Source organism: Prosthecobacter vanneervenii (genome assembly GCF_014203095.1).
In the GTDB taxonomy this organism is placed as follows: domain Bacteria; phylum Verrucomicrobiota; class Verrucomicrobiia; order Verrucomicrobiales; family Verrucomicrobiaceae; genus Prosthecobacter; species Prosthecobacter vanneervenii.
In genome coordinates, this window is sequence record NZ_JACHIG010000007.1 from 213847 (window position 1) to 239477 (window position 25631).

Genomic DNA, 25631 nt, shown 5'->3' on the forward strand with positions numbered 1-25631 from the left:
CACACCTTGACGGAATCTTGTGCCCATGAGGGCTTTGCCCATGGCTCGTCTTACCACGAGCTCAGGGCATCGTGCAGCAGCTCCATCTCGCGTGAGTAGGCGGCGCGCTCGGGCATGTCGGGTTCGCCGTAGGGAACGATCTCGACCACGTTCCCGCGCAGGGCGGTGATGCCGCTGCCGCCATCGGGCTGCTGGATGGTCTTCCAGGCGTGGTCGGCAAAGCGTGCCGCCAGGATGCAGTCACCGGGTGTGGTATGGCCGCCGCGCTGCAGATGGCCCAGCACCGAGGGGCGCACCTCCAGGTCTTGGAAGGGGGCTCCGGCGCGCTGGAAGTACTGCTGGAAGGCGTCCATGAGCACGTAGGCGCGGTTGCGCTTCTGCGGCGGGTCAAATTCCACGCCCTCAGCCACCAGCACGATGGCGTGGCCACGGCCGCGGGTCATCGCGCCTTCGATCTTGGCGGCCAGTTTCTTCATGGCCTCCTCGTTCAGCGGGCCGCCCTCGGGGGTGATGATCATTTCTGCACCGGATGCCAGACCGGCCATGCGGGCCAGGTCGCCGCTGGCACGGCCCATGGTTTCCAGCACCATCACGCGGCGATGGCTGCGTGCGGTGTCGATGAAGTGGTCCACCGCCCAGACGAGGGTGTTCACCGCGGTGTCCACGCCCAGCGCCATGTCGGTAAACTGCAGGTCGTTGTCGATCGTGGCAGGCACGCCGATCACGCGCAGGTCACTCTCCTGGGCCAGCAGGCGGGCACCGGTGAGAGAGCCGTCACCACCCACCACCACCAGGGCGCGAACATTCAGGCTTTTGAGCAGCTTGATGACGCTGTCGCGCACCTTCTTGTCATGAAACTCCAGGCAGCGGGCGGAGCCGAGGATGGTGCCGCCCTTGCCCATGATGCCGCTCACGCTGGCGTGGTCCATCTGGATGATGTGGAGCTGCTCGGAGATCAGTCCGGCGCGGCCGGTGTGGGTGGCGATGTCGTTCTTCAGGCGCACCAAGGCTTCGGCGTCATCATTCACGGCGCGGGCGGTGCGGACGAGACCACGGTAGCCATCGCGGATGCCCAGCACGGCGATCTTCTCGCGGTTCAGGCCCAGGCGGACAACGGCGCGCAGAAAGGCGTTCATGCCGGGCGCGTCGCCTCCGCTGAAAAGGACGGCGACGGATTGTTCGGGGAAGGTAGCGGTCATGGTTGGAAAAAGTGGGGTCATTTGCTTAGCAAGCGCCGTGCTCGTGGCAAGTGATGGCTGAAAGCCCGCCGCCGCATTCCTTGGGCTAGGGCTTGCCACCGGGTGTGGGCGTGATAATGGCACGGGTGCCCCCAGCCCTTGCCACCACGCTCTTACCCTTGCTAGCAGCCCTATTGTACGCCTTTGGCGCGCTCGTGCTGAAACGCTCCAGCGATCTTGGGGTAGGCCTCTGGCGCACCACTTTCGTGGCGAATCTGATCGTGGCAGGCCTCTTCTCTTTCCTATGGCTTCTCGGTGGTCCGCCTATCGAGCGCGAAATGCTCTGGCAGCCTGGCATCATCGCCATGTGTCTTTTCCTCGGCCAGCTGGCGCAGTTTCTGGCACTGGACAAGGGGGACGTCTCCGTGGCCGTGCCCGTGTTTGGGCTCAAGGTCATCCTGGTGGCCTTCTTGACGCCGCTGCTCATCGGCGAGGCTGTAGGGGCCAAGCTCTGGGCCGCCGCCTTTCTCAGCGTGCTGGGCATCACCTTCCTCAATCGCAAAGACGCCGGACAACCGCCGCGCCACCTGCTGCTCACCTTTGTGTCCGGTGGCTTCGGCGCGGTGGCTTTTGCGGTGTTTGACGTGCTGGTGCAGAAATGGGGGCCGCAGTGGGGCGTGGGCCGCCTGCTGCCCTGCATCTTCTGGATCAATGCGCTGCTCTCCTTTGGGCTCATCTTCCGCTTCTCCGCCCCGCTCAGTGCTATTCGTGTGCAGGCTTGGCCGTGGCTCGTCGGCGGCTCCGCGCTGCTGGGCACGCAGAGCATCATCTTTGTCAGTACCCTGGCCGTCTTTGGGAAGGCTACCTCGGCCAATATCGTCTATGCCTCGCGCGGCCTGCTCAGTGTGGCGCTGGTGTGGATGATCGGCCACTGGTTCGCGAATAGCGAGCAGCACCTCGGCCCCAAGGTCATGCGCTGGCGTCTGGCCGGCGCCCTCATGATGATGAGCGCGATCGTGCTGGTGGTGGTGTGAGGTGCCTGGCGGGTGGCAAAGAAGCCGTTGCGGTCAGCCGCATCGGGAGCATCTTCCCGCATGATTCTGGAAACACTGCCCGCCGTGAGCGCACTCACCGTGGATCAAAAGCTGCGGCTCGTGTCCGAGCTCTGGCACGATGTTTCGCGTGAAGGTACCATCACCGCTGACACCGCTGCGTTGCTTGATGAGCGGCTGCAGGAGCATGCGGCCAACCCTGCCGCTGTCCGCAGCACGGAGCAGGTGACGGCAGGCATTCTGGCCCTCAAGAAACACATCGCGGCATCTCGCGCATGACGGCCGTCTGGACACTCGGCGCTGAAGCCGACGTGCAGCGACTCTATGAGCAGCAGGAGCGCCGTGAGGAATAGTCGGGCGATCACTTCTACAACGAAGTGCTGTCCTCGATCCGGTTGCTCGAGGTCTTTCCAGAAATCGGCCCCGTCGTTTATCGTGGAAATATCAGGCGGGTGCTGGTCTTCAGGCGTCACTTTGGCCTCTTCTACGTAGTGGAAGATCGTGGCATCATACTCCACGCATTGCTTGATCTGAGGCAGGATCCTCAAAGCATCATGCGCAGGCTGCGCAGCATCTGAGCCGCAAGGCTCCGCCGGTGAGCGCGTTTCTCTCCCCATGAAAACCACACTCTGCGCCGGAGCCATGCTGGCCGGTGCTCTTCTTTCGCAGGCCCACGCCGTCGAGCCCCAGCCCTTCCTCTCGGCCACGCAGCGGCTCATGGATGCCACCGCCTTTCTCGGCTCTCCCTTTGATGCTGCGGAGCTGGCTACGCTGCGCGGCTGCTTGCAGTCGCATGATGCCACAGCGGTGGAGAAGGCGCAGGCCGTGCTGGATGCCCATGCTCTTTTTCATGTCACCATCACCCCCGAGCAGCGGGTCAAGGTGGAGCGTGGCGCGGCCAAGCCCGTTCTCGATGAGTCCGGCTGGCGTCAGTATCTCGTGCGGGTGGAGAATGAGGCGGGCGTCACAGCCCGTCTCGCCGCCAGCAGTCCGCAGTCCAAGGAGGTCTATGTGAAGGGCTCTCCGCCTGTGGTGCCCAATGCGCAGCCGCGAGACCCCGGCCAGCCGCCCCTCGCCGCGCGCTGGCTGGACATGCAGATGTTTGAGGCTGCGCCGCAGCAACCCACGCTCAGCGGGCTGGGCGTGGAGTATCGTATCATCCAGCTCTACGCCAGCGAGGCGGGAAAACGCGAGGCCGTCTTCAGCTTTGACACTGGGCAGGGCACGCAGGATCTCGGCTTTCGCAATGAGACGAGCGTGCTCTTCGACTGCCGCCCCTCACGCGAGGTCACGCTGGCCATCACCGATGAAAACGGCAAGCCCTGCATGGCAGAGCTACTCATCCAAGACCACGCAGGGCGCATCTACCCCAGCCAGATCAAGCGCCATGCGCCCGACTTCTTTTTCCACCCGCAGATCTATCGCGGCGATGGAGAGGTGCTGAAGCTGCCCGATGGCGCTTACGACATCACCTTCCGCCGTGGCCCCGAATCCGTGCCCGAGCAGCGGCAGGTGAAGATCACGGGCTCAAACATCACGCTTAAGTTCCAGGTGCGGCGCTGGATCGATCCCTCCCTGCTCGGCTGGTGGAGCGGAGATCACCACATCCACGCCGCAGGCTGCGCGCACTACTCTGTGCCCAGCATGGGCGTGCATGCCTCCGACATGGCGCGGCACTGCATGGGCGAAGATTTGAAAATCGGCGCGAATCTCACCTGGGGTCCCTGCTTCGATTACCAAAAGCAGTTTTTCACTGGCATGGAGGACAAGGAGTCGCGATTCCCCTTTTTGCTGCGCTATGACGTGGAGGTCAGCGGATTTGGCAGTCACAAAAGCGGCCACCTCTGCCTGCTCAAGCTCAAGGAGCAGATGTACCCTGGCGGCGACAGCACCGCGCACTGGCCCACGCTCTGCCTCAGCACGCTCCGGTGGGCCAAAAAGCAGGGCGCGCTCTGCGGCCCCGCACACAGCGGCTGGGGCCTGCAGCCGCTGGCAGAAAATGACCCCGCACGAAAGCAGCCCTACAAGCTCGGCATCCCCAGCGCCACCAACGAGCTGCCAAACTTCATCATCCCGCCCTTCAACGGCATCGGGGCCAATGAATACATCGTCGATGTCACGCATCTGGTCGAAGGCCCGGACGGCAAGCTGGTGCCTGCGGTCGATTTCATGTCCATGGTCGATACCCCGCACACCTGGGAGCTGAACATCTGGTACCACACGCTCAATGCCGGCTTCCGTACCCGCATCAGCGGAGAGACGGACTTCCCCTGCATCTACGGCGAGCGCGTGGGCCTGGGCCGCGCCTATGTGAAGCTCGACGGTCGCCTCAGCTACGATGCCTGGTGCGAGGGCATCCGCGCAGGCCGCGCCTATGTGAGCGATGGCAAAAGCCACCTCATGGACTTCAAGGCCAACGCTCAGGAGATGGGCGTGAACGGCAGCGAACTGCGGCTCGCCAAGCCCGCCACCATCAAGCTCACCGCCAAGGTGGCCGCACGGCTGAATGACAAGCCGCACCCAGAGATTCAGTCCCTCTCGCCGGAACAGAAACCCTTCTGGGATCTCGAGCGCGCCCGTGTGGGCAGCTCACGCGAGGTGCCGGTGGAGGTCATCGTCAATGGCGTGTCCGTGGCGCGGAAAAACATCACCGCTGATGGCAGCCTGCATGATGTGAGCTTTGACCTGCCGGTGGAAAAAAGCTGCTGGGTGGCCCTGCGCATCCGTGCCACCTCGCACACCAATCCCATCTTCCTCATCGTGAATGACAAGCCCATTCGCGAAAAGCGCAGCCTCGAATGGTGTCTCAAATGTGTCGATCAATGCTGGTCGCAGAAAGAGGCGCTCATCGACCCCAAAGAACATGCCGACGCCGTGGCCGCTTATGACCATGCGCGGCAGGTATATCGAGAACGGTTGGCGGATTGACGATCCCGGAGGGATCACAGCCGGTAGCCAGGGGTCAGCTCGCGTAGCGAGCGCCACCCCTGGACAAGATGAAACTTTCTTCCTTCTCAAGGTCGCATGGCGGAGCCATGCCAGCACTGCCCGCGGTCCCGCTTTTACTCCTCCCGCACAATCACAAACGTCCTCGCACTCAATCCGCTCGCTTCATCCCGCGCTTCGATCTCATGCCTCCCCGGCTTGAGGATGGCAAAGGTATGCCCCCCATCATCTCGCAGTTCCAGTGTCTTGCAGCTCCAGCGCACTCGCTCTAATCCCACTGCCTGCAGCAATAACCGGCTCCCATTATTCCGAATGTCCGGATCCAAAATGATGACCGTCCCCGGAATCGGATTCGTGATGCGCAGCGCCGGCCTGTCCTCGCTCTCCGCAGTCGTTACCAGATCCCCCAGCCAGTTGGCGCTGCTGGCCACCCAGGCGGCGTAGTCGCGTGGCAGGATGGCGCGGCCTTTGGCATCGTAGTCAGCCGCCTGCGCCAGCGGCGGGAGCTGGCCTGCCACGAAGTACTCCTCCCGGCTCATCCGTGCCGGTGGAGTCTGCGGCGTGAGCCGCCTGCCGGTGCGGGGATCAATGCGCGTGTGGGTGATGCCTTGTGGCATGTCATACCACGTCGCAGCATGCTTTTCATGCAGGTGCAGCATCACGTCACGAAAGATCGGGCCTGCGCCCGTGACACCGCTCACGTCCTGCATGGGCGTGTTGTCAAAATTGCCCGCCCACACGCCGACGGTGTACTCTGGCGTGTAGCCCAGCGTCCAGTTGTCGCGGAAGGTGGAGCTGGTGCCGGTCTTCACCGCGCAGCGGAAAGGCAGTCGTATGACCGACCAGCTTCCAAAGGCCATCTCGCGCGCCTGATTGTCGCTGAGGATGTCGGCGATGAGCCAGCTCTCATTCTCGCCCAGCAGGCGGCGTTCCTCGGCATCAGGGGTGTTTTGCAGCAGCGTCCACGGTTTGAAGCGGCCCAGGCGCGCCAGGCACGCATAGGCATTCGCCAGCTCGACGAGGCGCACCGAGGCATTGCCAATCGTGAGGCCCAGGCCGTAGTGTGCGGCGTCTTCATTCAGCGTGGTCAGGCCCAGCTCGCGCAGCCTGGGCAGCAGCGTCTCCGCACCGCCGATGGAGTCCAGCACGCGCACGGCGGAGATGTTCAGCGAATTCCCCAGCGCCTGGCGGTAGGTCATGGGGCCGTAGTTGCGCAGGGAGTAGTTCTCCGGCCGATACGTGCCCGATGCCGTCGCAAATTCCACCGGCAGATCCGCCACGATGCTCGCAGGCGTGGCCCCGCGCTCAAAAGCCAGCAGGTACGTGAAGGGCTTCATCGCCGAGCCGGGCGAGTGCGCCGCCCACGCGCCATTGAGCTGCCCGCCGTCTTTGGCAAAAAAGTCACGCGAACCCGCCAGCGCCAGTACGGCACCGCTCGCATTCTCGATCACCACCACGGCAGCATGCGACACATGGCGGCCCTTCAGCGCCTCCAGCCGCTGGGCGATGATCGTCTCGATGTGCTGCTGCAGCGTGGCATCCAGCGTGGTGCGCACGGTGCCATCCTGCACAGCTCCGTGCAGCATCTCCACCGCATGCGGGGCCTCAAAGCCGCCGCTGAAGCGCTGCAGCACGATCTTCTGGTCCAGCGCCACGCGGTGCTGTTCATCGCTCAGCCAGTGCAGCGCGTGCATCTTGTCCAGGATGTGGCGCTGGCGAGGGAGGACACCGGGCAGATTACGAAAGGGATTCAGCCGCGCCGGGGACTGCGGCAGCGCGGCTAGCAGCGCGCATTCTGCAGGCGTCAGATCGCCCAGTGGCTTGTGGAAATAACCGGACGCAGCCGTGGCGGCACCGGTCATGAGATTGCCAAAAGAAACGCGGTTCGCATACGCCGCCAGCACCTCCTCACGGCTCCACGTCATGGCCAGACGGCGCGCGCGCAGGGCCTCGGTGATCTTGACCCACAGCGTGCGCCTGCCGTGCTGCGGCGTGGTGTTTTTGATGAGCTGCTGATGAAGGGTGGAGGCACCGGAAACAATGCGGTGGCTGCGCACATTGCTCCAGGCCGCGCGCGCGATGGCCAGGAGATCGATGCCTCCATGGGAGAAGAAGCGCTTGTCCTCCGCCGCCAGCAGCGCCTGCACCAGATGCGGCGGGATCTCCGCGTAGCTCACCGGCGGTGCCGAGCGCGTGCCGTCTGCATTGAGCAGATGCCGCAGCGGCGTGCCATCGCGTGCCAGATACAGCGTTGAGGCTGGCGGCGGCCTCAGCAGCGCCTCCGGCATCCGCACCACCCACGGCAGCCCCCACCACCCGCCTGCCGCTAGTATGGGCAGGGAGAGGAGCATGAGTTTCCAGCGGCGGCGCATGCGGCAATCAAGCCCGGGTGGCGGTGAAATCCAGAGCGTGATGCTTGCCAATCAGCGTCTGGTAGTACACCTTTTGACCATGAGCGCGACCTCTGCCAACCTCAGCCCGCAAGAGCTGCGTCCGCTGCTGCATCAGAAGCTGGACGCCTTCAGCGACAGCGCCATCGCCGCAGTGAATGATCTGCTGGTCGAGTTTGAAAGGCGCTGGCTCTTTGCCCAGATGAGTGAAGAGGCCGAAGCCGACCGCCAGGCGGGCAAATACGATCCCGCACTTGTCGAGCAGGCGGTGCGTGCTCATCGGACCAGGCATCCCTACGCCTGAGCATGCACGTAGTTCTCGACACCAACGTGGTATTGCAGGCGCGTGCTTTAGGCCATCCCTATCATGCTATTCTTCAAGAATGGATGAATGACAGATTCACCTGGGTGGTGAGCACAGAGATTTTGCTGGAGTATGAGGAAGTCGTCACGGAACGGGCTGGTGCTGCCAGATGGAGTATTTTGGAAAGGCTTCTGAGCATTTCGAGCAACGTCATGCGGGTTTCGCCATCTTACCGTTTTGGACTGATCTCGGCGGACGTTGATGACAACAAATTTGCCGACTGTGCAGTTGCCGCCAACGCCGAATACATCGTGACCACCGACCATCACTTTCAGTCTATGCACGGCAGCGGTTTCAAGCCGCAGGTCGTCACTCCTGAGCAGTTCATGGCTTTGCTTTGAGCTGACTCAGCTTGACCATCCGCCCCAGCGGCGGAGCATGCGCGGCGCATGAATCCACCGCCCACCATCGCCTGCCTCGGACCCGACGGGAGCTTTTCGCATCTCATCACGCAGATGCGCTTCCCCGGCGCGGCGGTGAGCCTGCGGGACAATGTGGGGGATGTCTTCGACTTCCTCGCCTCAACCCCCGACGCCCTCGGCATCGTCCCCATCGAAAACTCCTCCGGCGGCTTCATCATCGACACCGTGGACCGGCTCGTCGATGCACGCTGCGAGCTGCGCATTCTCGAAGAGCTCACGCTGGATGTGAAGCTGGCGCTGCTCGGCAGGGCAGGGGAGCCCATCATGTCCATCCACTCGCACGCCATGCCGTTCTACCATGGCGACGAATGGCTGAAGGCCCACTACCCCAATGTGAAGCGTGTGGTGGAGGCGAGCACCGCCAAGGCGGCGGAGAAAGCCGTGGCCGTCTCCGGCGCGGCTGCCATCGGTCCGCGTCAGAATGCAGAGCGCCACGGCCTGCAGATCCTGCATTTCCCCATCGCGGGAGAGGTGCCAAACATCACGCAGTTCTACCTCATCGGCCACACGGCCAACACCCCCTCTTTGGAGCACAACCGCACCGCACTTGTGGTGGAGCTGCCAGACCGCTCCGGCAGCCTGTGCCGCTTCCTCACACCGTTGAGCGAGGGCGACATCAACATGAAGCGCCTCGAATCCCGCCCCATCCGCGGCCAGCCCAACAAGTACCGCTTCTACATCGAGATCGAAGGCTCCACCGCCGACCCGCGCGTGCAAAAAGCGCTGGATCAAACACGCGCAGATGGCGCGACGATCCGCAGCGTGGGCACCTACTCCGCCGGGCTGCGTTTTGAGTCGTAACGGGGCCATTCCTGGCCCCTCTGGAAGTCGAATTTATCAACCACATGAAACACATCCTCCCCTGCCTGCTGGCCCTCTGCGTCAGCACCCATGTCCACGCCGCACCCACCATCTCCAAGCGTGCCAGCGAAATCGATCCGCGTGCCAAGGAGCATCCGGAAATCGACTTCGTCTTCACCGACAAAAAGGGCAAGCCGCAGGACCTGCAAAACGCCAGCGTGGACACCAGCGTGAAGCTGCAGGGCAAGCTCGTCATCTGGCTCATGGGCCACAGCGCGCCCTTGTTTGAGCGCCTCAACAGCTATGGCCTCCACGCCATCCAGCCGCATTACGCCAACAAGTGGTTCGGCATCATCCCCGCCGCACGCCGCGACGATGGTAAGACACTCGGAGACATCCGCCTCGAAGCCTGCACTGGCGAGGATGTGAGCGATGTTGTGAGCATCCCGCAGCCGGACAGCATGATGGAGCGCTCGTTCCAGTTTGTGAAATGGCTGGCCAAAGAGCATCCCGAAGGCAAATGGGAGCAGTTCATCGCCCAGGACGGCAAAGGCCTGCGCTGGGACAAGGTCATCGTCTCCGGTGCCTCCCACGGTGCCACCACCTCGGCCCGCTTTGCCAAGCATCAGAAAGTCGATCGCGTCGTCTGCTTCTGCGGTCCGCGAGACAACTACGACTCCTGGCAGGCCCTGCCCTCCGCCACGCCGGGAAATCGCATCTTCGGCTTCAGCCACGTGCTCGACGGCGGCTGGACAGCCGACCACTACTGCCGCTCCTGGGAGATGATGGGCCTCAATCAGTATGGCCCCATCGTGGATGTGGACATCAGCGCCCCTCCCTTTCAAAACACCCGCCGCCTCATCACCAATGCGGATGTGAAGGGCGATGACAAACGCGCCCACAGCTCCGTGACTCCTGGTGGCGCTGCTGTGAAGGACAAGGATGGCAAATTCATCCACGAAGCCGTCTGGCACTACCTCTTCAACCATCCGGTGGACCAGACCGGCTCCCCCACGCCCGCCGATCCCGACTGCGTGAAGGATCAGCAGAAGAAAGCCCGTTAATTCCAGCTCGTTCAACATCCTACCCCATACCACTCGCCATCATGCTCCCGCTTCGCTCTCTTTCCATCGCTGCTGTGTTCAGTCTCGGCACGCTTCTCCATGCCGCAGACAGTCCCTTCGTCGGCCGCTGGGCGCTCACGATTCCCGGAGGCGGCGCGGGCTGGCTCGGCGTTGAGTCCAAGGACGGCGCCCTCAGCTCCAGCGTGCTCTGGGGCGGCGGCAGCGTGGTGCCCACCGCCGGCACCAAGATCGACGGAGACACCCTCCTGGTGACCCGTGAGCAGAAGAACAAGGAGGGCAAGCTGACTGCTATCGAAACCATTTCCGCCAAGATCGAAGGCGAAAACCTCAAGCTCACCACCTCCAAGAAAAACGCGGAAGGCAAGGAGATCGGCAAGCCGCAGGACTTTGCCGGCAAGCGCATCCCCGACGTGCCGCCAGCACCTGACCTTTCCAAGGTGAAGTACGGCGCTCCCATCCAGCTCCTCAATGGCAAAGACCTCACCGGCTGGCGTCTGCTGAAGGAGGGCGTGGACAATGGCTGGAGCGTTGTGGACGGCGTGCTGCAAAACCGCGTGGTGAAGGCCAAGGACAAGCACTTTGGCAATCTGCGCACCGACGCCGAGTTTGAAGACTTCAATCTCAAGACCGAAGTCCGCACCCAGGAAGGCAGCAACAGCGGCATCTACCTGCGCGGCATCTACGAAGTGCAGGTGATGGAAAGCTTTGGCCAGCCGCTGGACTCCCACCACATGGGCGCGCTCTACAGCCGCATCACCCCCAGCGTGGCCGCCGAAAAGCCCATCGGTGAATGGCAGACGCTCGACATCACCCTCGTGGACCGCCACCTGACCGTCATCCTCAATGGCAAGACCATCATCGACAACGCCCCCGTGCTCGGCTGCACCGGCGGTGCGATGACCAGCGATGAATTCAAGCCCGGCCCCATCTACCTCCAGGGCGACCACACCAATGTGGACTACCGCAACATGGTGCTGACTCCGGTGGTGAAGTAATCCACTTCTTTGCGCGGGTGTGAGGAGGCGGGGCAGCTAGCAGCTTCCGCCCTCACACCCCCAGCCGTTCCTGCACGGCCTTGATGGCCTTTTGGCGGTTGTCCACGGCCAGCTTTTTGAAGATGTGCTCGTTGTGCCGGTTCACGGTGTGCAGGGTCACATCCAGGATCTGAGCGATCTCTGGGTTGCTCTTGCCTTCACAAACCCAGTAGAGCACCTCCGCCTCGCGCTCGGTCAGGCCCAGGCTCTGCAGGCGTTCGATGGTGACTTTGACCGACTCCACACGGCCCAGCAGGTAAAAGCGGTCGTCCCGGCAGCGGGCCAGCGAGAACATGATGCGGTGCCCGTCCTGCTCCATTTCCAGCGGCGGGCAGGTTTTCTCATTCGCGTCTGAGAGCTGCTGCAGCCAGTGGCGCACGGCAGGGGGCAGCATGTAGTGCAGCGCACCTGGAGCGCGCTCCAGCGTTTTGCCAAAGAACCAGTGCGCCGCCTTGTCGCCCTCCAGCACTTCACCCTTGCTGGAGACGATGAGGAGCTCGCACGCGGCCACCTGCGGAGCGTCGTTGGCCGAGCGCGGGGCCTGCTCCGTAGTCTTGCCCATGATGGAGCTGTGCTGGTGGGGGCCCTGTGCGGAGTTGCTGAAAACGAGCCGCTGATTGGCGATGCGGATTTCATCTCCATTGCGCAGGCGGCGTGCCGTGCTGAGCCGCAAGCCGTTGACGATCACGCCATTGCGGCTGCCGAGATCGCTGATCCACCAGTCCCCATTCAGCATCATCATCACCGCATGGCGTCGGGAGGCCTGCACGTTGTTGATGGGGATGTCGTTGTCAGAGCGGCGGCCGATGAAGCATGTGCCGGTGAGTGAATGTACGCCACCGCTCCATCTGAGACTGGCTGATTGGATCCCGGCACCGGCGTTTACGGACATGCATTTTAACCTGCGCAGAAGTGATGAAAGTGCAACGCGGCTAAAAAAAACTTCACGTATTGGCAGGTCTGCCAATAGCACATTTTCTCGTCTCATCCGACTCGTGCGTCAGATCACCCCCGCACGCATGAAAACCGATGTTTTGGCCCAAGTTCAGACGCGTTCCAAAAAGGCCTGCGCCGTGTCATCCTCATGCGCGACAGAGAGAGTGGCGGTCGCTGCTACATCGGCGGTGTCTGGTTCGCAGCGTCCGTTTTGCATGCTTTGCGTGCACTGCCCCAAATGCCTGGAAAATCCCCAGTCGGTCAGCTGTGAACTGTGCACCAGCTGCCGGGCATGCTCGCTGCATGGCCGCTGTGGCTGAGGCCATGGTCCGCTAAAAAGACCCGGCTGCAGAAGCACCGTCTTAGGGTGATTATCCTTATCCCCACTCTGTGGGCGTGTTTCACGGAGCGCACACACACGCTGCGTTCAACCCATGCGGATGAGGCAGTCAGGATGTTTTCTGTCAGGAACAAAGCAGCTGACACGTTACAGTAAGCAAGATCACAACAGATCCCTTTGCTATGAACACGATCCCTGTACCTCTCCAAGGGCAGGCGGCCTCGTTTCAGCTGGTCGCCCCTGCCCACAACGCCGAAGCGCGTTTCGTCACCCGGAATCTCCATCGCGTCTGGCAGCTGCGCCGGATGCAGGCCACCCTCCTGCGGCCCTTCCGCCAGGCCCTCCGCCCCCTGCTTGTCTGGCTGCGGCAGGACCACATCTTTGTCAAAAGCGGTCAGCACGGCACGCCACCTGTCAGCCTCAGGCTCAAGCAGTTTGGCTGGGAGACGCTGCTGCTGAGCCTCGTGCTCGGCCCGCTGGCTTTCATCATGTTGCTGCCGCTGCTCATCCTCATCTTCCCGGTCTTTGTCATCATCGGCCTGGCCGCCGTGGTGTTCAATGCCTTGCGGGCGGATGACATGCAGGAGCATGCGCTGACCTGACACGCCAGGTACTGAGCCTGAGCCATGTGCAATCTCAGCCCTGCTGCTTCTGCTTTTTCATCACCTTGTAAACCAGCCATGCGGCGATGTTGATCACCGCCATGGCGGCGAGGAGTTGTGTCATCGTGGTGGCCAGGCTGCCCTTGCCCAGGCCGCTGCCCACCAGGCTGAAAGCCACATTCAGCGGCAGGTAGCCCAGCGCGGTGCCCAGCAGAAAGCGCGTGTGCTTCACCGGCGTCATGCCCAGCAGAACATTCAGTACCAGACCCGGCACCATGAGCTGCCGTACCCAGAAGACCCGCAGCACGGACGGCTTTTTCAGCAGTTTCTTCAGCCACGGCCATTTCTCAGCACGTGACTCCGCCGCACGGCGGAAGCCATGGCGTGACAGCACAAACGCGCCATACGAGCCCAAGGTGGATGCCACCAGCGAGATCACCAGCCCCTCGCCAAAGCCAAACACCAGCCCTGCAGCAGCGCACAGCGGCAGGCGCGGCACGCCCAGCATCACACTGCCGGCGCAGGCGGCCATGAAGATGGCATGCGCGCCCCAGCCAAAATCGTGCACCATCTTTTTCCAGGTCTGCACATTGGAGATCCAGGCCTTCAGCGGCGTGAAATGTGCCACGGCCATGAAAGCGGCCACCAGCAGCACGGCCATGAGCACCTGGCGTGTTTCCTTGCCGAGCGCGCGCGAGGTCTCCTGCTCCACCTCGGTGGCTACCGCAGCGTCCAGCAGTTCTTCAGGTTCCTGCGCGGGATCTTCGTGTGTCGCCATTACTGCAGCTTCCACAGTTTGGCGTCGCTGCGCACATAGATCGCGCCACCGGAGATGGCGGGCGTGGTCAGTACCGTCTCTTTCAGCTCGATCTCCTTCAGCACTTTGCCTTCGGGAGCCTCGGGGTCGATCACCTGGAAGATGCCGCGCTCATTCACGATGTAGATTCGCTTGCCAGCCGCCACGGGCGATCCGCTGAAGGGGCCCTTCAGGCGCAGCTTCCAGGCTTCGTCGCCATTTTTCACGCTCGCCTTGATCAGCACGCCCGCGCCATTCACCACGTAGATGGAGTCTCCGAGCACCAGCGGGCTGGCCGTGCCGGGGTTCAGCTTCTCATTGCGCCATAGCTGCGTCACCGCGCCCTTTTCCGGAGCCAGCGCCGTGATGCCATGAGACACCGCATAAAGTGCCTCGCCGGTGCCCACGCTGGAGGGGATGGTGCTCGCGCCGTCGCTGTAATCCCACACCGTTTTGCCTGTCGCGGGTTCCACGGCCAGGATGCCTTTGCTGGACTGCAGAGCCACCACGTTTTTCCACACCGTGGCGCTGCTCCAGTTGGCTGCCTTCGGGCGCTCCAGCTTCCACTTGTTGCGGCCAGTGGCCACGTCCAGGCCTGCGGCAAAGGACTCGCTGTCATTCTCGCTCTGCACCACCAGCGTGCCGTCCACCACCACCGGGCTCTGGGACATGCCCAGGCTGTTGCTGGCATTGGCGTAGTCATACGTCAGACCGCGCAGCCAGAGCAGCTTGCCATCAAGATCGAAGGCAAAGAGGTCATTGGAGGAAAACAGCGCAAAGACTTGGTCGCCATCGCTGCACGGGGTGTTGGCCGCCACGCAGGTCTTGTTGTGCGTCATGGTGCGGCCGGTGGTGCGCATCGCACGCTCCCAGCGCTTGCTGCCATCCGCTGCATTGAAGCAGAACACATGCAGCGTCTCCTGGCCCGGGCCGCTGGAGCACGTCACAAACACACGGTCCCCTACCACGATCGGTGCCGAGAGCCCGCGCCCCGGCAGGTCCGCCGACCACGCCACCTTGAGGTCATCTCCCGGAGTCTTGGCCTCGGTGGAAACCGCCGAGGCATTCGGCCCGCGGAACTGCAGCCAGTCGGCGTGGGCGGAGGCTGAAAGATAAAAGCTAAAAGCTAAAAGGAGTGAGGTGGTCTTCATGACACGATCAGATTCTTGGATGTTTCAGATTTCATCTTTTAGTTTTTGGCGAGAATCGCCGTGCCCGTGGCATCGCACACGCGCAGCTGGAACTCCCACTCCACCGTCCACTGCTCCGTCTGCTCGTTCTGGCAGCACTTCACCAGGATGGTGTTCTTGCCCTTCTTGAGCTGGCAGGGCAGCTTGTACTGGTCCAGCTTCGCTCCACGGTGGTACTCATCGCGCGCAAAGAGCAGCTCGCCGTTCAGCCACACCTTCCAGCCGTTTTTGCAGCCGATGCGGATCTCCGCCGGGCGGTCCTCGGTGCTGTAGAAATCAGTGGCCGCATAGCCCACCACGCTCTTCTCCATGCCAAAGGGCTTGTTGAAGTCGATCTTGCCGTACTCATCCGTGCTGGTGAAGTCCACCCACTTGGCCTCCTTGGTCTTTCCCTCGTAGGTGGCGTCAAACTTCAGCTCTTTCTCCGGCGGATACTCCGTGGCGAAACCGCCTCGGTCTGCATTGCTGAAAGGTGCGATCATCTTCCAGCTCATGAGAAAGCCGAAGTGCTTGGGCAGGTCCACCTTCTGGTCCAGCTCCCGCAGTTTCTTGGCCAGCGTCTTGATCTGGTCCTCGTCGCGTGCCGCACCCAGCCCTTTGCCAAAGGCCACGATGGCCGCGTCCTTGTCTTTCTTTTCTAGCGCCGCATTGCCGTCCTCGATCAGCTTGGCCACCGGATGGCGGCGCAGGTCAGAGCTGGGGTCTTCCAGCAGCGTCGGGGTCAGGTCCTCCGCCAGCTTGGCATCCGCACGATGGATCAGGTCAAAGGCCACCACGCGTGCGCCGGGGCTGTTGTGCGTGTCTTTGAGAAACGCCACCAGCGCCTGCACCGGCAGCTTCTTGGCCTGCAGCGCCTCGTCCGCCAGCACGCCTACGGCGGCTCGCAGCCAGTTTTCCGCCAGTGGGTTGGCCCCGTTCATGCCCTTCAACACCTCCGGCAGCGCGGCGGGGTCCGCCTTCACGATCTGCTGCCACGCCTGCCCGGCCGCCTCATTGCCCTGCCCCTCCCGCTGCACCGCACGCAGCGTCTCGATGGGTTTCGACAAATCCTCCGCCGCCTGCAAAGACGCAGCGGCAAGGGTGAAGAGACAGACGAATTTCAGTTTCATACAGTGGAACGGCAAGCTTTCACAAAGAACGCACCGAGCCAAGCTTGAGTTTCGGCCAGTTCTGTTTCACTGAACACCCCCCATGCTCTCCGTTTCCAATGTCAGCAAAACCTACGCCGGCCGCACTTTGTTCAGCCAGGTGTCGTTTCACATCAACCGTGGCGAAAAGATCGGCCTGATCGGACCGAACGGGGCGGGGAAGTCCACGCTCTTCTCGCTGCTGCTGCAGGAGACCGTGCCGGATGAGGGCAAGGTCGTGATGGAGCGCGGCATCAGCTTCGGCTTCCTGCCGCAGGAGAGCGCCCCCATCGATGACGTGACCGTGCTGGAGCTGGCCACCGGCCACGTGGACGAGCACAGCCGTTGGGAGGTCGAGCCCAAGGCCAAGCGCATCCTCAGCGGCCTGGCCTTCCGCGAGTCCGACTTTGAGCGCAATGCCCGCACCCTCAGCGGCGGCTGGGTCATGCGCGCTCACCTGGCCCGCCTGCTGGTGCAGGAGCCCGACCTGCTGCTGCTCGACGAGCCGACCAACCACCTCGACCTCGAATCCCTCATCTGGTTCCAGACCTACCTGCAGAGCTATCCGGGCGCGATCCTCATGATCTCGCATGACCGCGAGTTTTTGAACGCGCTGACCGACTGCATCCTCGAGATCGCGCACAGCAAGATCACACGCTACACGGGCAACTACGACGACTACGTCCGTGAAAAAGCCGCCCGCATGGAGCAGCTCCAGGGCGCGTATGACAACCAGCAGCGCGAGCTGGCCAAGATGCAGGCCTGGGTGGACAAGTTCAAAGCCAAGGCCAACTTTGCCTCTCGTGCGCAGGACAAGGCCAAGATGATCGACCGCATCGAGAAGATCGATGCCCCCGTGGCCGATGCCAAGACGGTGAAGTTCCGCTTCCCACAGCCCATACGCAGCGGGCAGCGCGTCATCCGCGTCAAGGACGTCGATTTCGCCTACGGCCAGACGCCCGTTTACACCGGGCTCGATCTCGAGATCGAGCGCGGCCAGCGCACCGTGCTCGTCGGCCCCAACGGCGCCGGAAAGTCCACGCTTCTCAAACTCCTCGCAGGCGCGCTCAAGCCGCAGTCGGGCACCTACGAGCTCGGTCACAACGTCAAGCTGGGCTACTTCGCCCAGTATCGCGGCGATGTGCTGAACATGCGCCACACCGTGCTGCAGTCCGCCATGGACCTGCCAAGCCGTCCGGGGGAAAACCTCTGCCGCACTCTCCTGGGCTCATTCCTGTTTCATGGCGATGACGTGTTCAAGCCTGTCGGCGTGCTCAGCGGCGGTGAAAAATCCCGCCTCGTCCTCGTGCGCCTGCTGCTCGATCCGCCCAATTTCCTCCTCATGGACGAGCCCACCACGCACCTCGACATGGGCAGCATCGACGCCCTCATCGGCGCGCTTGAGCAGTACGAGGGCACGCTCGTCTTCATCAGCCATGACGTGCACTTCATCCGCCAGATGGCCAAACACGTCCTGCATGTCAGCGCCGGCATCATCACCCCCTATGCGGGCGACTATCAGTACTACCTCGACAAAACCAAGGCGGGCTCTGCACGCGAGGCGCTGACCGCCACGCTGCACAATGCCCAGCCCACCGGCTACAGCAGCAGCGCCCCCGCAGTAAAGGAGCCGCCCAAGAGCAAGCAGCAGCGCCGTGCCGAGGCCGAGGCTCGCAATGCCTACAGCAAGGCCAAGAAGGAGCTGGACCTGCGCATCTTCAAAATCGAGCAGGAGCTGGCCACGCTGGACAAACGCAAAGCCGAAATCGTCGGCCTCCTGCAAGACGAAGCCACCTATGCCGACGCCGCCAAATTCCGCTCTCTCAGCCAGGAGCTGGAAGAGCTGGAGCCCAAGCTGGCCAAGATCACCACCGAGTGGGAAAAGGCCACGGAGGAGCTGGAAAATCTGAAGTCCCCGGACGCAAAATCATAGACCTGTTCTCGAAAAGAATGTCCGATTGAACCGGCGAGCGCAGCGGCCCCAGTGGCAAGGCGGGAGAGCCGCCTGCTATTTGAAAATAACAGGCAAGCGACCAACGCAGCCAATGGGGCCGCTCCGCCGCCCGGGCAATGTGACAGGCTTTTCGAGAACTGGTATAGTAGCTCCAGCTGTTACAGTTGTTCTTCTGACATGACGCCACCGCTGCTCGAAAACGGTTGCGCATACTGAGGAGTTGTGGTTTTCCGGACGGGTGGATCTGTCATCTCATGAACTCTCCTTGCAGCGTGGTGCAGTGCGCGTTTTTTTGTTTTTGCTGACGTCGCTCAGCATGGTGGCCTGCTCCTTTCAGCGCACGGTCACCGTCCGCCATCCTATTCCTGGCACGGGCGCCTTCTGGATTGAAGAAGTGCCGGTGTACAAACGGCCGCGTGAACCCCGGACACCCAAGGCCTCAAAACGGCTGGCTCCCCGGCAAGATGAAGGTGAGTGGCACGGCGACACCATGTCTGGTTCTCCCAGCATGATCATCCGCCTCAGCGAGCAGAAGATCTACTTTTACAAAGGCGGCCAGCTGGCCGGTGTCTCGCCCATTTCCTCAGGCCGCGAAGGCATGGCCACCAAGGCGGGCAGCTTCTCAGTCATCGAGAAGGACAGGGACCACGCCTCCTCCCTCTTTGGCGACTACGTCAGCCGCGATGGCACCGTCTTGAAACGCGAGATCGATGTGCGCAAAGATCCGCGTCCTCCGGGCGCTCTGTTTGACGCAGCGCGCATGCCCTACTTCATGCGCATCACCGGCGCCATCGGCATGCACGAGGGTTACCTGCCCGGCTACCCCGCCTCTCACGGCTGCATCCGTCTTCCCCAGCGCATGGCCGAGATCTTCTTCCACCACTCCTCCGTGGGCACGCCGGTCAAGATCGTGCCCTGAGTCTGATCAAGGCCCCGCTGCCCATGCGGGCAAGGCCAAGTGATGAGATCTTGCACCGCAGAGATTCGGAGAACGCAGAGAAAAATGGAAAACTGTGTTCTGCACGCTCCAAACCTATGCAGAGTGAATTTTGAAATCCACTCAATGCAGAGTCGATGTCACGCGCTTTAGTCCATCCTTCATGAGCGCGGCACTAAAGTTGAAAATCAATCCTTTGTCCAGCCGCCGAGCCTGAGCTTGGCCCGAAATTGAGCTTCAACAATGGGCGTCAAACGATCCACGGTCAGGATTAGCAGGGGAAGCTGCTCTCCGACAACCATCTCAATTTCCATCTTTTGCTCCAAGACCAGGTCATCAAGGCTTCTTCATACATCGCTTCATCCTGTCCAGGTCCCAGCCGCCGATGCACCGCCATGTGCAGTCCCAATCACCCGTTCTGTAAGATGATTGATTTCCACCTCGGTCATAAAAATCTCTGCGTTCTCCAAATCTCAGCGGTGCCGATCTCAGTCCTTTCACCCCACCGTACAAATCTGCACTCCCTGCTTTAGCGAGGCCAGCTTGTCCGCACGCTTCGGGATGAACTCCTGCCCCAGATAGCCGGTGTATCCCGTCTCCTGGATGGCTTTGATGATCGCGGGGTAGTTCAGCTCCTGCGTCTCGTCGATCTCCGCGCGCCCCGGCACACCGCCGGTGTGATAGTGCGCGAAGTACTCATGGTCACGCTGGATCGTCGCGATCACATCGCCCTCCATGATCTGCATGTGGTAGATGTCATAGAGCAGTTTGAAATGCGGCGATCCGATCTTCTTGCACAGTGCCACTCCCCAAGCGCTGTGGTCGCACATGTAGTCCGGGTGGTTTACCTTGCTGTTGAGGAGTTCCATCACCAGCGTCACGCCCAGCTTCTCGCACAGCGGCATCAGGCGTGTCAGGCCCTTGGCGCAGTTCTCCAGGCCCTGCGCCTCATCCATGCCATCGCGATTGCCGCTGAAGCATATCACCTGCTTGAATCCCGCCTCCGCGCTCGTCTGCAGCAGCGGCTCGTAGGCCTGCACCAGCAGGTCATGGTGCTCCACACGGTTCCAGCCCTTGGGTATCGGCCCCAGCTTCACGCCGCCGGGTGCTTCGATCGTCGGATAGCTCACCATCGCGCAATGCAGCCCGTGCTTCTTCACCGTCGCAAAATCTTCCGGATTCAGCAGCTCCACCGACTCCAGCCCGATCTCCTTCGCGGCCACGCAAAACTCCTCCAGCGGGATCTGCTTGTAGCACCACTTGCACACCGAGTGCTTCACTTTGCCCATGCCACCCGCAGCCTTGTCTGCCGCCTCCACCTCTGATCGCAGCATCGCCGCGATGGCACTGACACTGGCAAGAGTTCCGAACTGACGACGGGAAAGCGTGGATGGAGTCATGCCCGCAGCCTACACGGATGGGGGGCGGGATTCCAAGAAGAGATTATGGCTTCCTTCCTTTGAGCAACCTTTGAATGGATTGCGGCTCACGGCGCATGTCGAGAACGGCAACGATGGTGGTCACCCCTGGCTCGATCACATAGTAGGCGGCAAAATAGGATCGTCTGATGATGGCGCGGCGGAAAACACGATACTGCCTTGGAAACATCACCGGATTCCATTCAATCCAAGACACACATTCGCGAAAACGTTCCTGGAAGTCTTCCGCCCCGTTAAGTTTCCATGAATCATAAAACTCACGGACGTAGCGGAGATCATGCTCCACGGGCTCCAGAAATTCGACCGGCTGGCTTTTCACCGTTTGGCTAGGCGACGTTCAAGCTCCTTGAGCGAAATGCGTTTCACTTTGCCACTGCGATAGTCATTCCACCGTTGATCCAACGTCTCTTGGTGCCAGACAGGAACCTTCGTCCCATCATCAACACTGGACTGCCAAAGTTCGTCAGCAAGCTTCATCCGCTGGGCTTTTGGCAGGCGCGCAAGATCAGGGAAATCCGTGAGGCTCATGATTTCCAGTGTATGCCACTTTTGCCAGCAGGCAAGAAGCGCCTGCTTACAGCCTCACCGGCACGCCATGCCCGCCGAGATACTTCTTCACATCCCCCACGGTGTATTCACCAAAGTGGAAAATGCTCGCCGCCAGCACCGCGTCCGCCTTCCCATTGCGCAGCACATCCACCATATGGTCCAGATTGCCCGCGCCGCCGCTGGCGATGACGGGAATGCTCACCGCCTCGCTCACCGCTTTCGTCAGGCCGATGTCGTAGCCCGCCTTGGTGCCATCCGAGTCCATGCTCGTCAGCAAAATCTCGCCTGCACCGCGTTTGCACACTTCAGCCGCCCATTCCACAGCATCCAGCTCAGTCGCATTGCGTCCACCGTGCGTGTAAACCGTCCATGAGCCGTGCTCGTTGCGCTTCGCATCGATGGCCACCACCAGGCACTGGCAGCCGAAGGCGTTGGCCGCCTCGTCGATCACATGCGGGGTTTTCACCGCCGCGGTGTTGATGCCCACTTTGTCCGCGCCTGCCAGCAGCATCTCGCGCATGTCCGCCACGGTGCGGATGCCCCCGCCCACCGTCAGCGGCATGAAGCAGCTGGCCGCTGTGCGGGCCACCACATCCACCATCGTCTTGCGCTCCTCATGGCTCGCGGTGATGTCCAGAAACACCAGCTCGTCCGCGCCCTGGGCATTGTACACCTGGGCGCATTCCACGGGGTCGCCTGCATCGCGCAGCTGCAGGAATTTCGTGCCTTTCACGACACGGCCTTCCTTCACGTCGAGACAGGGGATGATGCGTTTGGTCAGCATAGGGAAAAGGGGATACGCAGGTGATGCCCAAAAAGGAAAAAATCAGAGGACGAATCCTCCGATTTTTTCACTTCGTAGGGCTCTTTCGGCTCAGTCTCAGCCCAGGGCGGCCGCCACCATCGTTTCCAGCTTCACGATGTCCTTGGCAAAGTTGCGGATGCCTTCGGCGGTCTTTTCAGTCGCCATGGCATCTTCGTTGAACAGCCAGCGGAAGGTCTTCTCGTCGCTGCCGATCTTCTCGATCTTCAAGGACTTCGCATTCGCGGCGTTAAGCTTCGGCGTGATTGGGTCTTCGCTCGCAGCCAGTTCACCCAGCAGGCCGGGGCTGATCGTCAGCAGGTCGCAGCCGGTCAGCTCGGTGATCTCGCCCTTGTTGCGGAAGCTCGCGCCCATCACTTCGGTCTTATAGCCAAAGTGCTTGTAGTAGTTGTAGATCTGCGTCACGGACTGCACGCCCGGATCTTCAGCGCCCACGAAATCTTTGCCGGTGCTCTTCTTGTACCAGTCCAGGATGCGGCCCACAAAGGGGGAGATCAGCTTGATGCCGCCCTCGGCGCAGGCCACGGCCTGGGCCAGGCTGAAAAGCAGGGTCAGGTTGCAGTTGATGCCTTCCTTCTGCAGCACTTCAGCGGCCTTGATGCCTTCCCACGTGGAGGCGATCTTGATCAGGATGCGCTCGCGGCTGATGCCGGCCTTCTCGTACATGCCGATCAGGTGGCGCGCTTTGTCGATGTTGGCCTGGGTGTCAAAGGACAGGCGGGCGTCCACTTCGGTGGACACACGGCCGGGCACGATCTTGAGGATCTCCAGGCCAAAGGCCACCACGAGATTGTCCATCACGGCGTCCACGCCGCCGGACTTGCCATCAGCCACAGCCTTGTCGAACAGCGACTTGTACTCAGCCTTCTGGGAAGCCTGGAGGATGAGGGAAGGGTTGGTCGTGGCGTCCTGGGGCTTGTAGGCCTTCATGGCTTCGAAGTCGCCGGTGTCGGCGACCACCACGGTGTGCTGCTTGAGCTGGTCGAGCTGGGTCATAGTCTGGTTTTTGGGGGTCTGAGAGTAAGGGCTGCTGCAGGTTAATCAAGCGCCAGGAAACGCACGCAAATGCTGCCGGGCACATCCACTTTGGTGCCGGTAAAGGTTAGCTTGCCGCTGTCTTGGTCCACCTTGAAAAGGGCCGCCGTGGCGCTGTCCTGATGCGCGGCCACCAGCCACTTGCCCGTGGGGTCCAGGCAGATGTTCCGGGGGATCTTGCCCTCCACGGGCACATTCTGCAGCAGGGTCAGCTTTCCGGTGGCCGGGTCGCAGGCAAAAACAGCGATCGTGTCATGCGTGCGGTTGCTCACATACACCACGCGGCCGTTCGGGTGCACCACCGTCTCCGCCGTGCTCAGGCCCTTCATGCCCCGGTCCGCCTCCGGCAGGGTGGACACCGTCTCGATCTCCGTCAGCCCTCCTGTGGCTGCATCGTAGGCAAAGACGGTCTCCGTCATCGCCATTTCGTTGTTCACATACACATACTTGCCATTCGGGTGAAAGGCCAGGTGGCGCGGTCCGCCGCCTGCAGGCGTTTTGGCAAAGGCCGGATCATTCGGCGTCAGCTTGCCGCTGGCGGTGTCCACCTTGTAGATCAGCACTTTGTCCAGGCCCAGATCGCAGGCATAGGCATAGCGGTTATCCGGGCTGAAGTTCACCGAGTGCGCGTGCGGTCCCGCCTGGCGCTTGGGGTCGGCACCACTGCCCTCGTGCTGGAAAAAGCTCGCCTCAGGCGAGAGCGATCCGTCCTCCTTGATCGCATACGAGCCGATGCTGCCGCTGCCGTAGTTGGAAATCGTCGCCACACTCCCGGTCTTGTCCACGCTCACATGGCAGGGGCCCGCGCCAGAGGTGGCAGACTGGTTGATCAGCGTCAGCTTGCCTGTGTCCTTGTTGATGCCAAAGGAGCTCAGCCCGCCGCCTTTCTGGCCGTCTGCCTTCACCACATCTCCGCAGGCATACATGTATTTCTTGGTCGGGTGGATCGCCAGAAAGCCAGGATTGCCCGCCTCGGCGGCCAGCTGCGGCTGGGTCAGCTCACCCGTCGCGGTGTTAAACCGGGCCACATAGATGCCCTTGCTGCCGTTCTTGGCGGTGGTGCTCGTACCGAAGTAAACGAGGAAGTTCTCCCCCGCGATCGCGGTGGTGGTCAGGGCGGCAAAAGCAAAGGCGATGGTGGATCGGGTCATGGCTGTCCGGATGCTGACGGTGTGTGGCGGCATGGTCAAGCCCTCACTGCGGCGGCTGCATGAAGGGTTTTCATCCCCCTGATTTGTTAGCTTGCTCCTTTTCGGGGGCCGCGCTTCATTCTAGGAATGAAACCGTCACTGTTTCTTTTCGCCGCCCTCCTCTCCCTGCTCGCTGGCTGCAGCGGATTCCAGCCTGTAAAGATTGAACACGACACGGACAAGGAAAAGCCGCTCGACTACCGCGAGGGCGACTGGATCCCCAAAAACACCTGATTTCCGGGCTCCTGCCCTAAATCCATTTCAATTCTCAGGGTGCGCAATTGACCGCGCCCGCAGTTCTCGCCACGATAGGGACCATGCATCCCGCCTGGTTCCACGTCGAAAACGAAGCTGACATCCCCTCTCCGGCCCTCCTCTTCTACCGCAAGCGTATTGAGGAAAACTTGGCCCTCATGATCAAGATCGCCGGAGATCCCAAGCGCCTCCGGCCTCATGTCAAGACGCACAAGACCGCCGAGATCATCGCCATGCAGATCCGGTTGGGCATCACCCGGTTCAAGGCCTCCACCATTGCCGAGGCCGAGATGTGCGCCGCCGTCGGTGCCACCGATGTCCTCGTGGCCATGCCCTGCGTCGGCATCAATGCTCATCGCCTCGCCGATCTCGCGGTCAAGTTCCCCGACACCCAGTTCTCCAGCATCGCCGATGCCGAGGAGACCATTCAGTTCCTCGCCTCCGCTGCCCAGCAGCACAATGTCACCCTCGGCGTCTATCTCGAGCTCGACTGCGGCATGGGCCGTACCGGCATCGTCCCTGGCGATGAGGCTGCCATTCTGGCCCACGACCTCAAAGACACCCCCCGCCTCCAGTTCTGCGGCCTGCACGCCTACGATGGCCACATCCACGATGACAGCCTAGACGTGCGCAAGGAGCGCTGCGATGCCGCCTTCGCCTCCGTCCTCCAGTTCCGCTGCCGTCTCCAGGGAGAGGGCATCATTGTGAAGGAGCTCGTCGCCGGCGGCTCTCCCACCTTCGGCATCCACGCCGCCCATGCCGACCGCACCCTCAGCCCCGGCACCACTGTCCTCTGGGACTTCGGCTACGGCGACAAATACCCTGGCGACCTGCCCTTCCAGCCTGCCGCCGTGCTCCTCACCCGAGTCATCAGCAAGCCCGGCAAAAACCGCCTCACCCTCGACCTCGGCCACAAGTCCGTCGCTCCCGAGAATCCGCACCCCCGCGTCCGCTTCGAGGAGCTGCCAGACGCCGTCGCCATCATGCAGAGCGAGGAGCACCTCGTCCTCGAAACCGAGCGCGCCCATCAGTTCACCATCGGCCAGGCCCTCCACGGCATCCCCCGCCACGTCTGCCCCACCGTCTCCATGCACGGAGAGGCCTACATCATCGAAGGCTGCAAGACCACCGAACGCTGGCCCATCACGGCGAGGAATAGGCTGATCACAGTGTGAATGGCTGGAGC

The 25631-nt window shown here is 62.0% G+C and carries 26 protein-coding genes; 14 read left to right on the forward strand and 12 right to left on the reverse strand.

All coding sequences use genetic code 11. From position 1 onward, the window contains the following. Window positions 1-50: 50 nt before the first annotated feature. Window positions 51-1199 carry a 6-phosphofructokinase gene (locus tag HNQ65_RS16900; RefSeq protein ID WP_184341057.1) on the reverse strand — a complete coding sequence of 383 codons (1149 nt, stop codon included), beginning with the start codon at window positions 1197-1199 and terminating at the stop codon, window positions 51-53. A gap of 158 nt (window positions 1200-1357) precedes the next feature. On the opposite strand from HNQ65_RS16900, the gene HNQ65_RS16905 reads away from it, so the two are divergent. The 4 genes from HNQ65_RS16905 (at window position 1358) to HNQ65_RS16920 (ending at window position 5158) form a co-directional block, all read left to right on the forward strand. Beyond that, on the forward strand, window positions 1358-2212 hold the full coding sequence (locus HNQ65_RS16905) for a DMT family transporter (RefSeq protein WP_221306196.1): 855 nt from the start codon (window positions 1358-1360) through the stop codon (window positions 2210-2212). A 60-nt stretch (window positions 2213-2272) separates the two neighbouring features. Further along, a complete protein-coding gene (locus HNQ65_RS16910) occupies window positions 2273-2509 on the forward strand; it encodes an addiction module protein (protein WP_184341061.1) in 237 nt (78 codons plus the stop codon). Between the two features lie 98 nt (window positions 2510-2607). Then, window positions 2608-2808 carry a hypothetical protein gene (locus tag HNQ65_RS16915; RefSeq protein ID WP_184341063.1) on the forward strand — a complete coding sequence of 67 codons (201 nt, stop codon included), beginning with the start codon at window positions 2608-2610 and terminating at the stop codon, window positions 2806-2808. A 37-nt stretch (window positions 2809-2845) separates the two neighbouring features. After that, on the forward strand, window positions 2846-5158 hold the full coding sequence (locus HNQ65_RS16920; RefSeq protein ID WP_184341065.1) for a CehA/McbA family metallohydrolase: 2313 nt from the start codon (window positions 2846-2848) through the stop codon (window positions 5156-5158). Between the two features lie 134 nt (window positions 5159-5292). On the opposite strand, the gene pbpC is transcribed toward HNQ65_RS16920, so the two are convergent. Then, complete coding sequence (gene pbpC, locus HNQ65_RS16925; RefSeq protein ID WP_184341067.1) at window positions 5293-7548, reverse strand: penicillin-binding protein 1C; 2256 nt, start codon at window positions 7546-7548, stop codon at window positions 5293-5295. A 79-nt stretch (window positions 7549-7627) separates the two neighbouring features. On the opposite strand from pbpC, the gene HNQ65_RS16930 reads away from it, so the two are divergent. From HNQ65_RS16930 to HNQ65_RS16950, 5 genes are read left to right on the forward strand one after another with little or no spacing between them, the layout of a single operon-like run. Continuing rightward, window positions 7628-7870: a hypothetical protein gene (locus HNQ65_RS16930; RefSeq protein ID WP_184341069.1), complete on the forward strand. Its 243-nt coding sequence runs from the start codon at window positions 7628-7630 to the stop codon at window positions 7868-7870. A gap of 2 nt (window positions 7871-7872) precedes the next feature. Beyond that, entirely contained in the window at window positions 7873-8271 is a 399-nt protein-coding gene (locus HNQ65_RS16935; RefSeq protein ID WP_184341071.1) for a putative toxin-antitoxin system toxin component, PIN family, read from the forward strand. Between the two features lie 48 nt (window positions 8272-8319). Next, window positions 8320-9153 carry a prephenate dehydratase gene (locus HNQ65_RS16940; protein ID WP_184341073.1) on the forward strand — a complete coding sequence of 278 codons (834 nt, stop codon included), beginning with the start codon at window positions 8320-8322 and terminating at the stop codon, window positions 9151-9153. A gap of 44 nt (window positions 9154-9197) precedes the next feature. Continuing rightward, window positions 9198-10217 carry a BPSS1187 family protein gene (locus tag HNQ65_RS16945; protein WP_184341075.1) on the forward strand — a complete coding sequence of 340 codons (1020 nt, stop codon included), beginning with the start codon at window positions 9198-9200 and terminating at the stop codon, window positions 10215-10217. Window positions 10218-10258: 41 nt separating this feature from the next. Then, complete coding sequence (locus HNQ65_RS16950; protein WP_184341077.1) at window positions 10259-11233, forward strand: 3-keto-disaccharide hydrolase; 975 nt, start codon at window positions 10259-10261, stop codon at window positions 11231-11233. Window positions 11234-11285: 52 nt separating this feature from the next. Here the strand turns inward: HNQ65_RS16950 and HNQ65_RS16955 are convergent, their stop codons facing one another. Beyond that, on the reverse strand, window positions 11286-12164 hold the full coding sequence (locus tag HNQ65_RS16955; RefSeq protein WP_184341079.1) for an FHA domain-containing protein: 879 nt from the start codon (window positions 12162-12164) through the stop codon (window positions 11286-11288). 566 nt (window positions 12165-12730) lie between these two features. Between HNQ65_RS16955 and HNQ65_RS16960 the strand changes: the two genes are divergently transcribed. Then, window positions 12731-13150, forward strand: a complete 420-nt coding sequence (locus HNQ65_RS16960; RefSeq protein WP_184341080.1) for a hypothetical protein — start codon at window positions 12731-12733, stop codon at window positions 13148-13150. A 34-nt stretch (window positions 13151-13184) separates the two neighbouring features. Here HNQ65_RS16960 and HNQ65_RS16965 read toward each other — a convergent pair whose 3' ends face one another. The 3 genes from HNQ65_RS16965 to HNQ65_RS16975 are packed head-to-tail and all read right to left on the reverse strand — an operon-like array spanning window position 13185 to window position 16245. Then, a complete protein-coding gene (locus HNQ65_RS16965; RefSeq protein ID WP_184341081.1) occupies window positions 13185-13928 on the reverse strand; it encodes a TVP38/TMEM64 family protein in 744 nt (247 codons plus the stop codon). Continuing rightward, window positions 13928-15097, reverse strand: a complete 1170-nt coding sequence (locus tag HNQ65_RS16970; protein WP_184341083.1) for an outer membrane protein assembly factor BamB family protein — start codon at window positions 15095-15097, stop codon at window positions 13928-13930. The genes HNQ65_RS16965 and HNQ65_RS16970 overlap by 1 nt, the downstream gene beginning before the upstream one ends. 38 nt (window positions 15098-15135) lie before the next feature. After that, window positions 15136-16245, reverse strand: coding sequence for a hypothetical protein (locus HNQ65_RS16975; protein ID WP_184341085.1), 1110 nt, complete (start codon window positions 16243-16245; stop codon window positions 15136-15138). 82 nt (window positions 16246-16327) lie between these two features. On the opposite strand from HNQ65_RS16975, the gene HNQ65_RS16980 reads away from it, so the two are divergent. Both HNQ65_RS16980 and HNQ65_RS16985 read left to right on the forward strand, forming a co-directional pair. Further along, window positions 16328-18196, forward strand: a complete 1869-nt coding sequence (locus tag HNQ65_RS16980; protein ID WP_184341087.1) for an ABC-F family ATP-binding cassette domain-containing protein — start codon at window positions 16328-16330, stop codon at window positions 18194-18196. 319 nt (window positions 18197-18515) lie between these two features. Next, entirely contained in the window at window positions 18516-19136 is a 621-nt protein-coding gene (locus tag HNQ65_RS16985) for a L,D-transpeptidase family protein (protein ID WP_221306197.1), read from the forward strand. A 515-nt stretch (window positions 19137-19651) separates the two neighbouring features. Here the strand turns inward: HNQ65_RS16985 and HNQ65_RS16990 are convergent. The 6 genes from HNQ65_RS16990 to HNQ65_RS17015 all read right to left on the reverse strand — a co-directional run bounded on the left by HNQ65_RS16990 (window position 19652) and on the right by HNQ65_RS17015 (window position 24151). Continuing rightward, window positions 19652-20554, reverse strand: coding sequence for a hydroxypyruvate isomerase family protein (locus tag HNQ65_RS16990; RefSeq protein ID WP_184341090.1), 903 nt, complete (start codon window positions 20552-20554; stop codon window positions 19652-19654). Between the two features lie 43 nt (window positions 20555-20597). Then, window positions 20598-20912, reverse strand: coding sequence for a type II toxin-antitoxin system RelE/ParE family toxin (locus HNQ65_RS16995; RefSeq protein ID WP_184341092.1), 315 nt, complete (start codon window positions 20910-20912; stop codon window positions 20598-20600). Continuing rightward, window positions 20909-21121, reverse strand: a complete 213-nt coding sequence (locus tag HNQ65_RS17000; RefSeq protein ID WP_184341094.1) for an addiction module protein — start codon at window positions 21119-21121, stop codon at window positions 20909-20911. Before HNQ65_RS17000 ends, HNQ65_RS16995 begins: the two co-directional genes overlap by 4 nt. Window positions 21122-21167: 46 nt before the next feature. Continuing rightward, complete coding sequence (gene hisF / locus HNQ65_RS17005; RefSeq protein WP_184341096.1) at window positions 21168-21926, reverse strand: imidazole glycerol phosphate synthase subunit HisF; 759 nt, start codon at window positions 21924-21926, stop codon at window positions 21168-21170. Between the two features lie 96 nt (window positions 21927-22022). After that, window positions 22023-22961: a transaldolase gene (gene tal, locus HNQ65_RS17010; RefSeq protein WP_184341098.1), complete on the reverse strand. Its 939-nt coding sequence runs from the start codon at window positions 22959-22961 to the stop codon at window positions 22023-22025. Window positions 22962-23002: 41 nt separating this feature from the next. Continuing rightward, on the reverse strand, window positions 23003-24151 hold the full coding sequence (locus HNQ65_RS17015; protein ID WP_184341100.1) for a lactonase family protein: 1149 nt from the start codon (window positions 24149-24151) through the stop codon (window positions 23003-23005). 126 nt (window positions 24152-24277) lie between these two features. Between HNQ65_RS17015 and HNQ65_RS17020 the strand changes: the two genes are divergently transcribed. Together HNQ65_RS17020 and HNQ65_RS17025 are read left to right on the forward strand one after the other, a co-directional pair. Beyond that, entirely contained in the window at window positions 24278-24424 is a 147-nt protein-coding gene (locus HNQ65_RS17020) for a hypothetical protein (protein WP_184341102.1), read from the forward strand. Window positions 24425-24507: 83 nt separating this feature from the next. After that, complete coding sequence (locus tag HNQ65_RS17025) at window positions 24508-25620, forward strand: D-TA family PLP-dependent enzyme (RefSeq protein ID WP_184341104.1); 1113 nt, start codon at window positions 24508-24510, stop codon at window positions 25618-25620. Window positions 25621-25631: the final 11 nt, after the last annotated feature.

Bases quoted from the DNA above. Each gene is read 5' to 3' on its own strand.
- HNQ65_RS16900 (WP_184341057.1), bottom strand. From the start codon at position 1,199: ATGACCGCTACCTTCCCCGAACAATCCGTCGCCGTCCTTTTCAGCGGA.
- HNQ65_RS16910 (WP_184341061.1), top strand. From the start codon at position 2,273: ATGATTCTGGAAACACTGCCCGCCGTGAGCGCACTCACCGTGGATCAA.
- HNQ65_RS16920 (WP_184341065.1), top strand. From the start codon at position 2,846: ATGAAAACCACACTCTGCGCCGGAGCCATGCTGGCCGGTGCTCTTCTT.
- pbpC (WP_184341067.1), bottom strand. From the start codon at position 7,548: ATGCGCCGCCGCTGGAAACTCATGCTCCTCTCCCTGCCCATACTAGCG.
- HNQ65_RS16930 (WP_184341069.1), top strand. From the start codon at position 7,628: ATGAGCGCGACCTCTGCCAACCTCAGCCCGCAAGAGCTGCGTCCGCTG.
- HNQ65_RS16935 (WP_184341071.1), top strand. From the start codon at position 7,873: ATGCACGTAGTTCTCGACACCAACGTGGTATTGCAGGCGCGTGCTTTA.
- HNQ65_RS16940 (WP_184341073.1), top strand. From the start codon at position 8,320: ATGAATCCACCGCCCACCATCGCCTGCCTCGGACCCGACGGGAGCTTT.
- HNQ65_RS16945 (WP_184341075.1), top strand. From the start codon at position 9,198: ATGAAACACATCCTCCCCTGCCTGCTGGCCCTCTGCGTCAGCACCCAT.
- HNQ65_RS16950 (WP_184341077.1), top strand. From the start codon at position 10,259: ATGCTCCCGCTTCGCTCTCTTTCCATCGCTGCTGTGTTCAGTCTCGGC.
- HNQ65_RS16955 (WP_184341079.1), bottom strand. From the start codon at position 12,164: ATGTCCGTAAACGCCGGTGCCGGGATCCAATCAGCCAGTCTCAGATGG.
- HNQ65_RS16960 (WP_184341080.1), top strand. From the start codon at position 12,731: ATGAACACGATCCCTGTACCTCTCCAAGGGCAGGCGGCCTCGTTTCAG.
- HNQ65_RS16965 (WP_184341081.1), bottom strand. From the start codon at position 13,928: ATGGCGACACACGAAGATCCCGCGCAGGAACCTGAAGAACTGCTGGAC.
- HNQ65_RS16970 (WP_184341083.1), bottom strand. From the start codon at position 15,097: ATGAAGACCACCTCACTCCTTTTAGCTTTTAGCTTTTATCTTTCAGCC.
- HNQ65_RS16975 (WP_184341085.1), bottom strand. From the start codon at position 16,245: ATGAAACTGAAATTCGTCTGTCTCTTCACCCTTGCCGCTGCGTCTTTG.
- HNQ65_RS16980 (WP_184341087.1), top strand. From the start codon at position 16,328: ATGCTCTCCGTTTCCAATGTCAGCAAAACCTACGCCGGCCGCACTTTG.
- HNQ65_RS16990 (WP_184341090.1), bottom strand. From the start codon at position 20,554: ATGACTCCATCCACGCTTTCCCGTCGTCAGTTCGGAACTCTTGCCAGT.
- HNQ65_RS17000 (WP_184341094.1), bottom strand. From the start codon at position 21,121: ATGAGCCTCACGGATTTCCCTGATCTTGCGCGCCTGCCAAAAGCCCAG.
- hisF (WP_184341096.1), bottom strand. From the start codon at position 21,926: ATGCTGACCAAACGCATCATCCCCTGTCTCGACGTGAAGGAAGGCCGT.
- tal (WP_184341098.1), bottom strand. From the start codon at position 22,961: ATGACCCAGCTCGACCAGCTCAAGCAGCACACCGTGGTGGTCGCCGAC.
- HNQ65_RS17015 (WP_184341100.1), bottom strand. From the start codon at position 24,151: ATGACCCGATCCACCATCGCCTTTGCTTTTGCCGCCCTGACCACCACC.
- HNQ65_RS17020 (WP_184341102.1), top strand. From the start codon at position 24,278: ATGAAACCGTCACTGTTTCTTTTCGCCGCCCTCCTCTCCCTGCTCGCT.
- HNQ65_RS17025 (WP_184341104.1), top strand. From the start codon at position 24,508: ATGCATCCCGCCTGGTTCCACGTCGAAAACGAAGCTGACATCCCCTCT.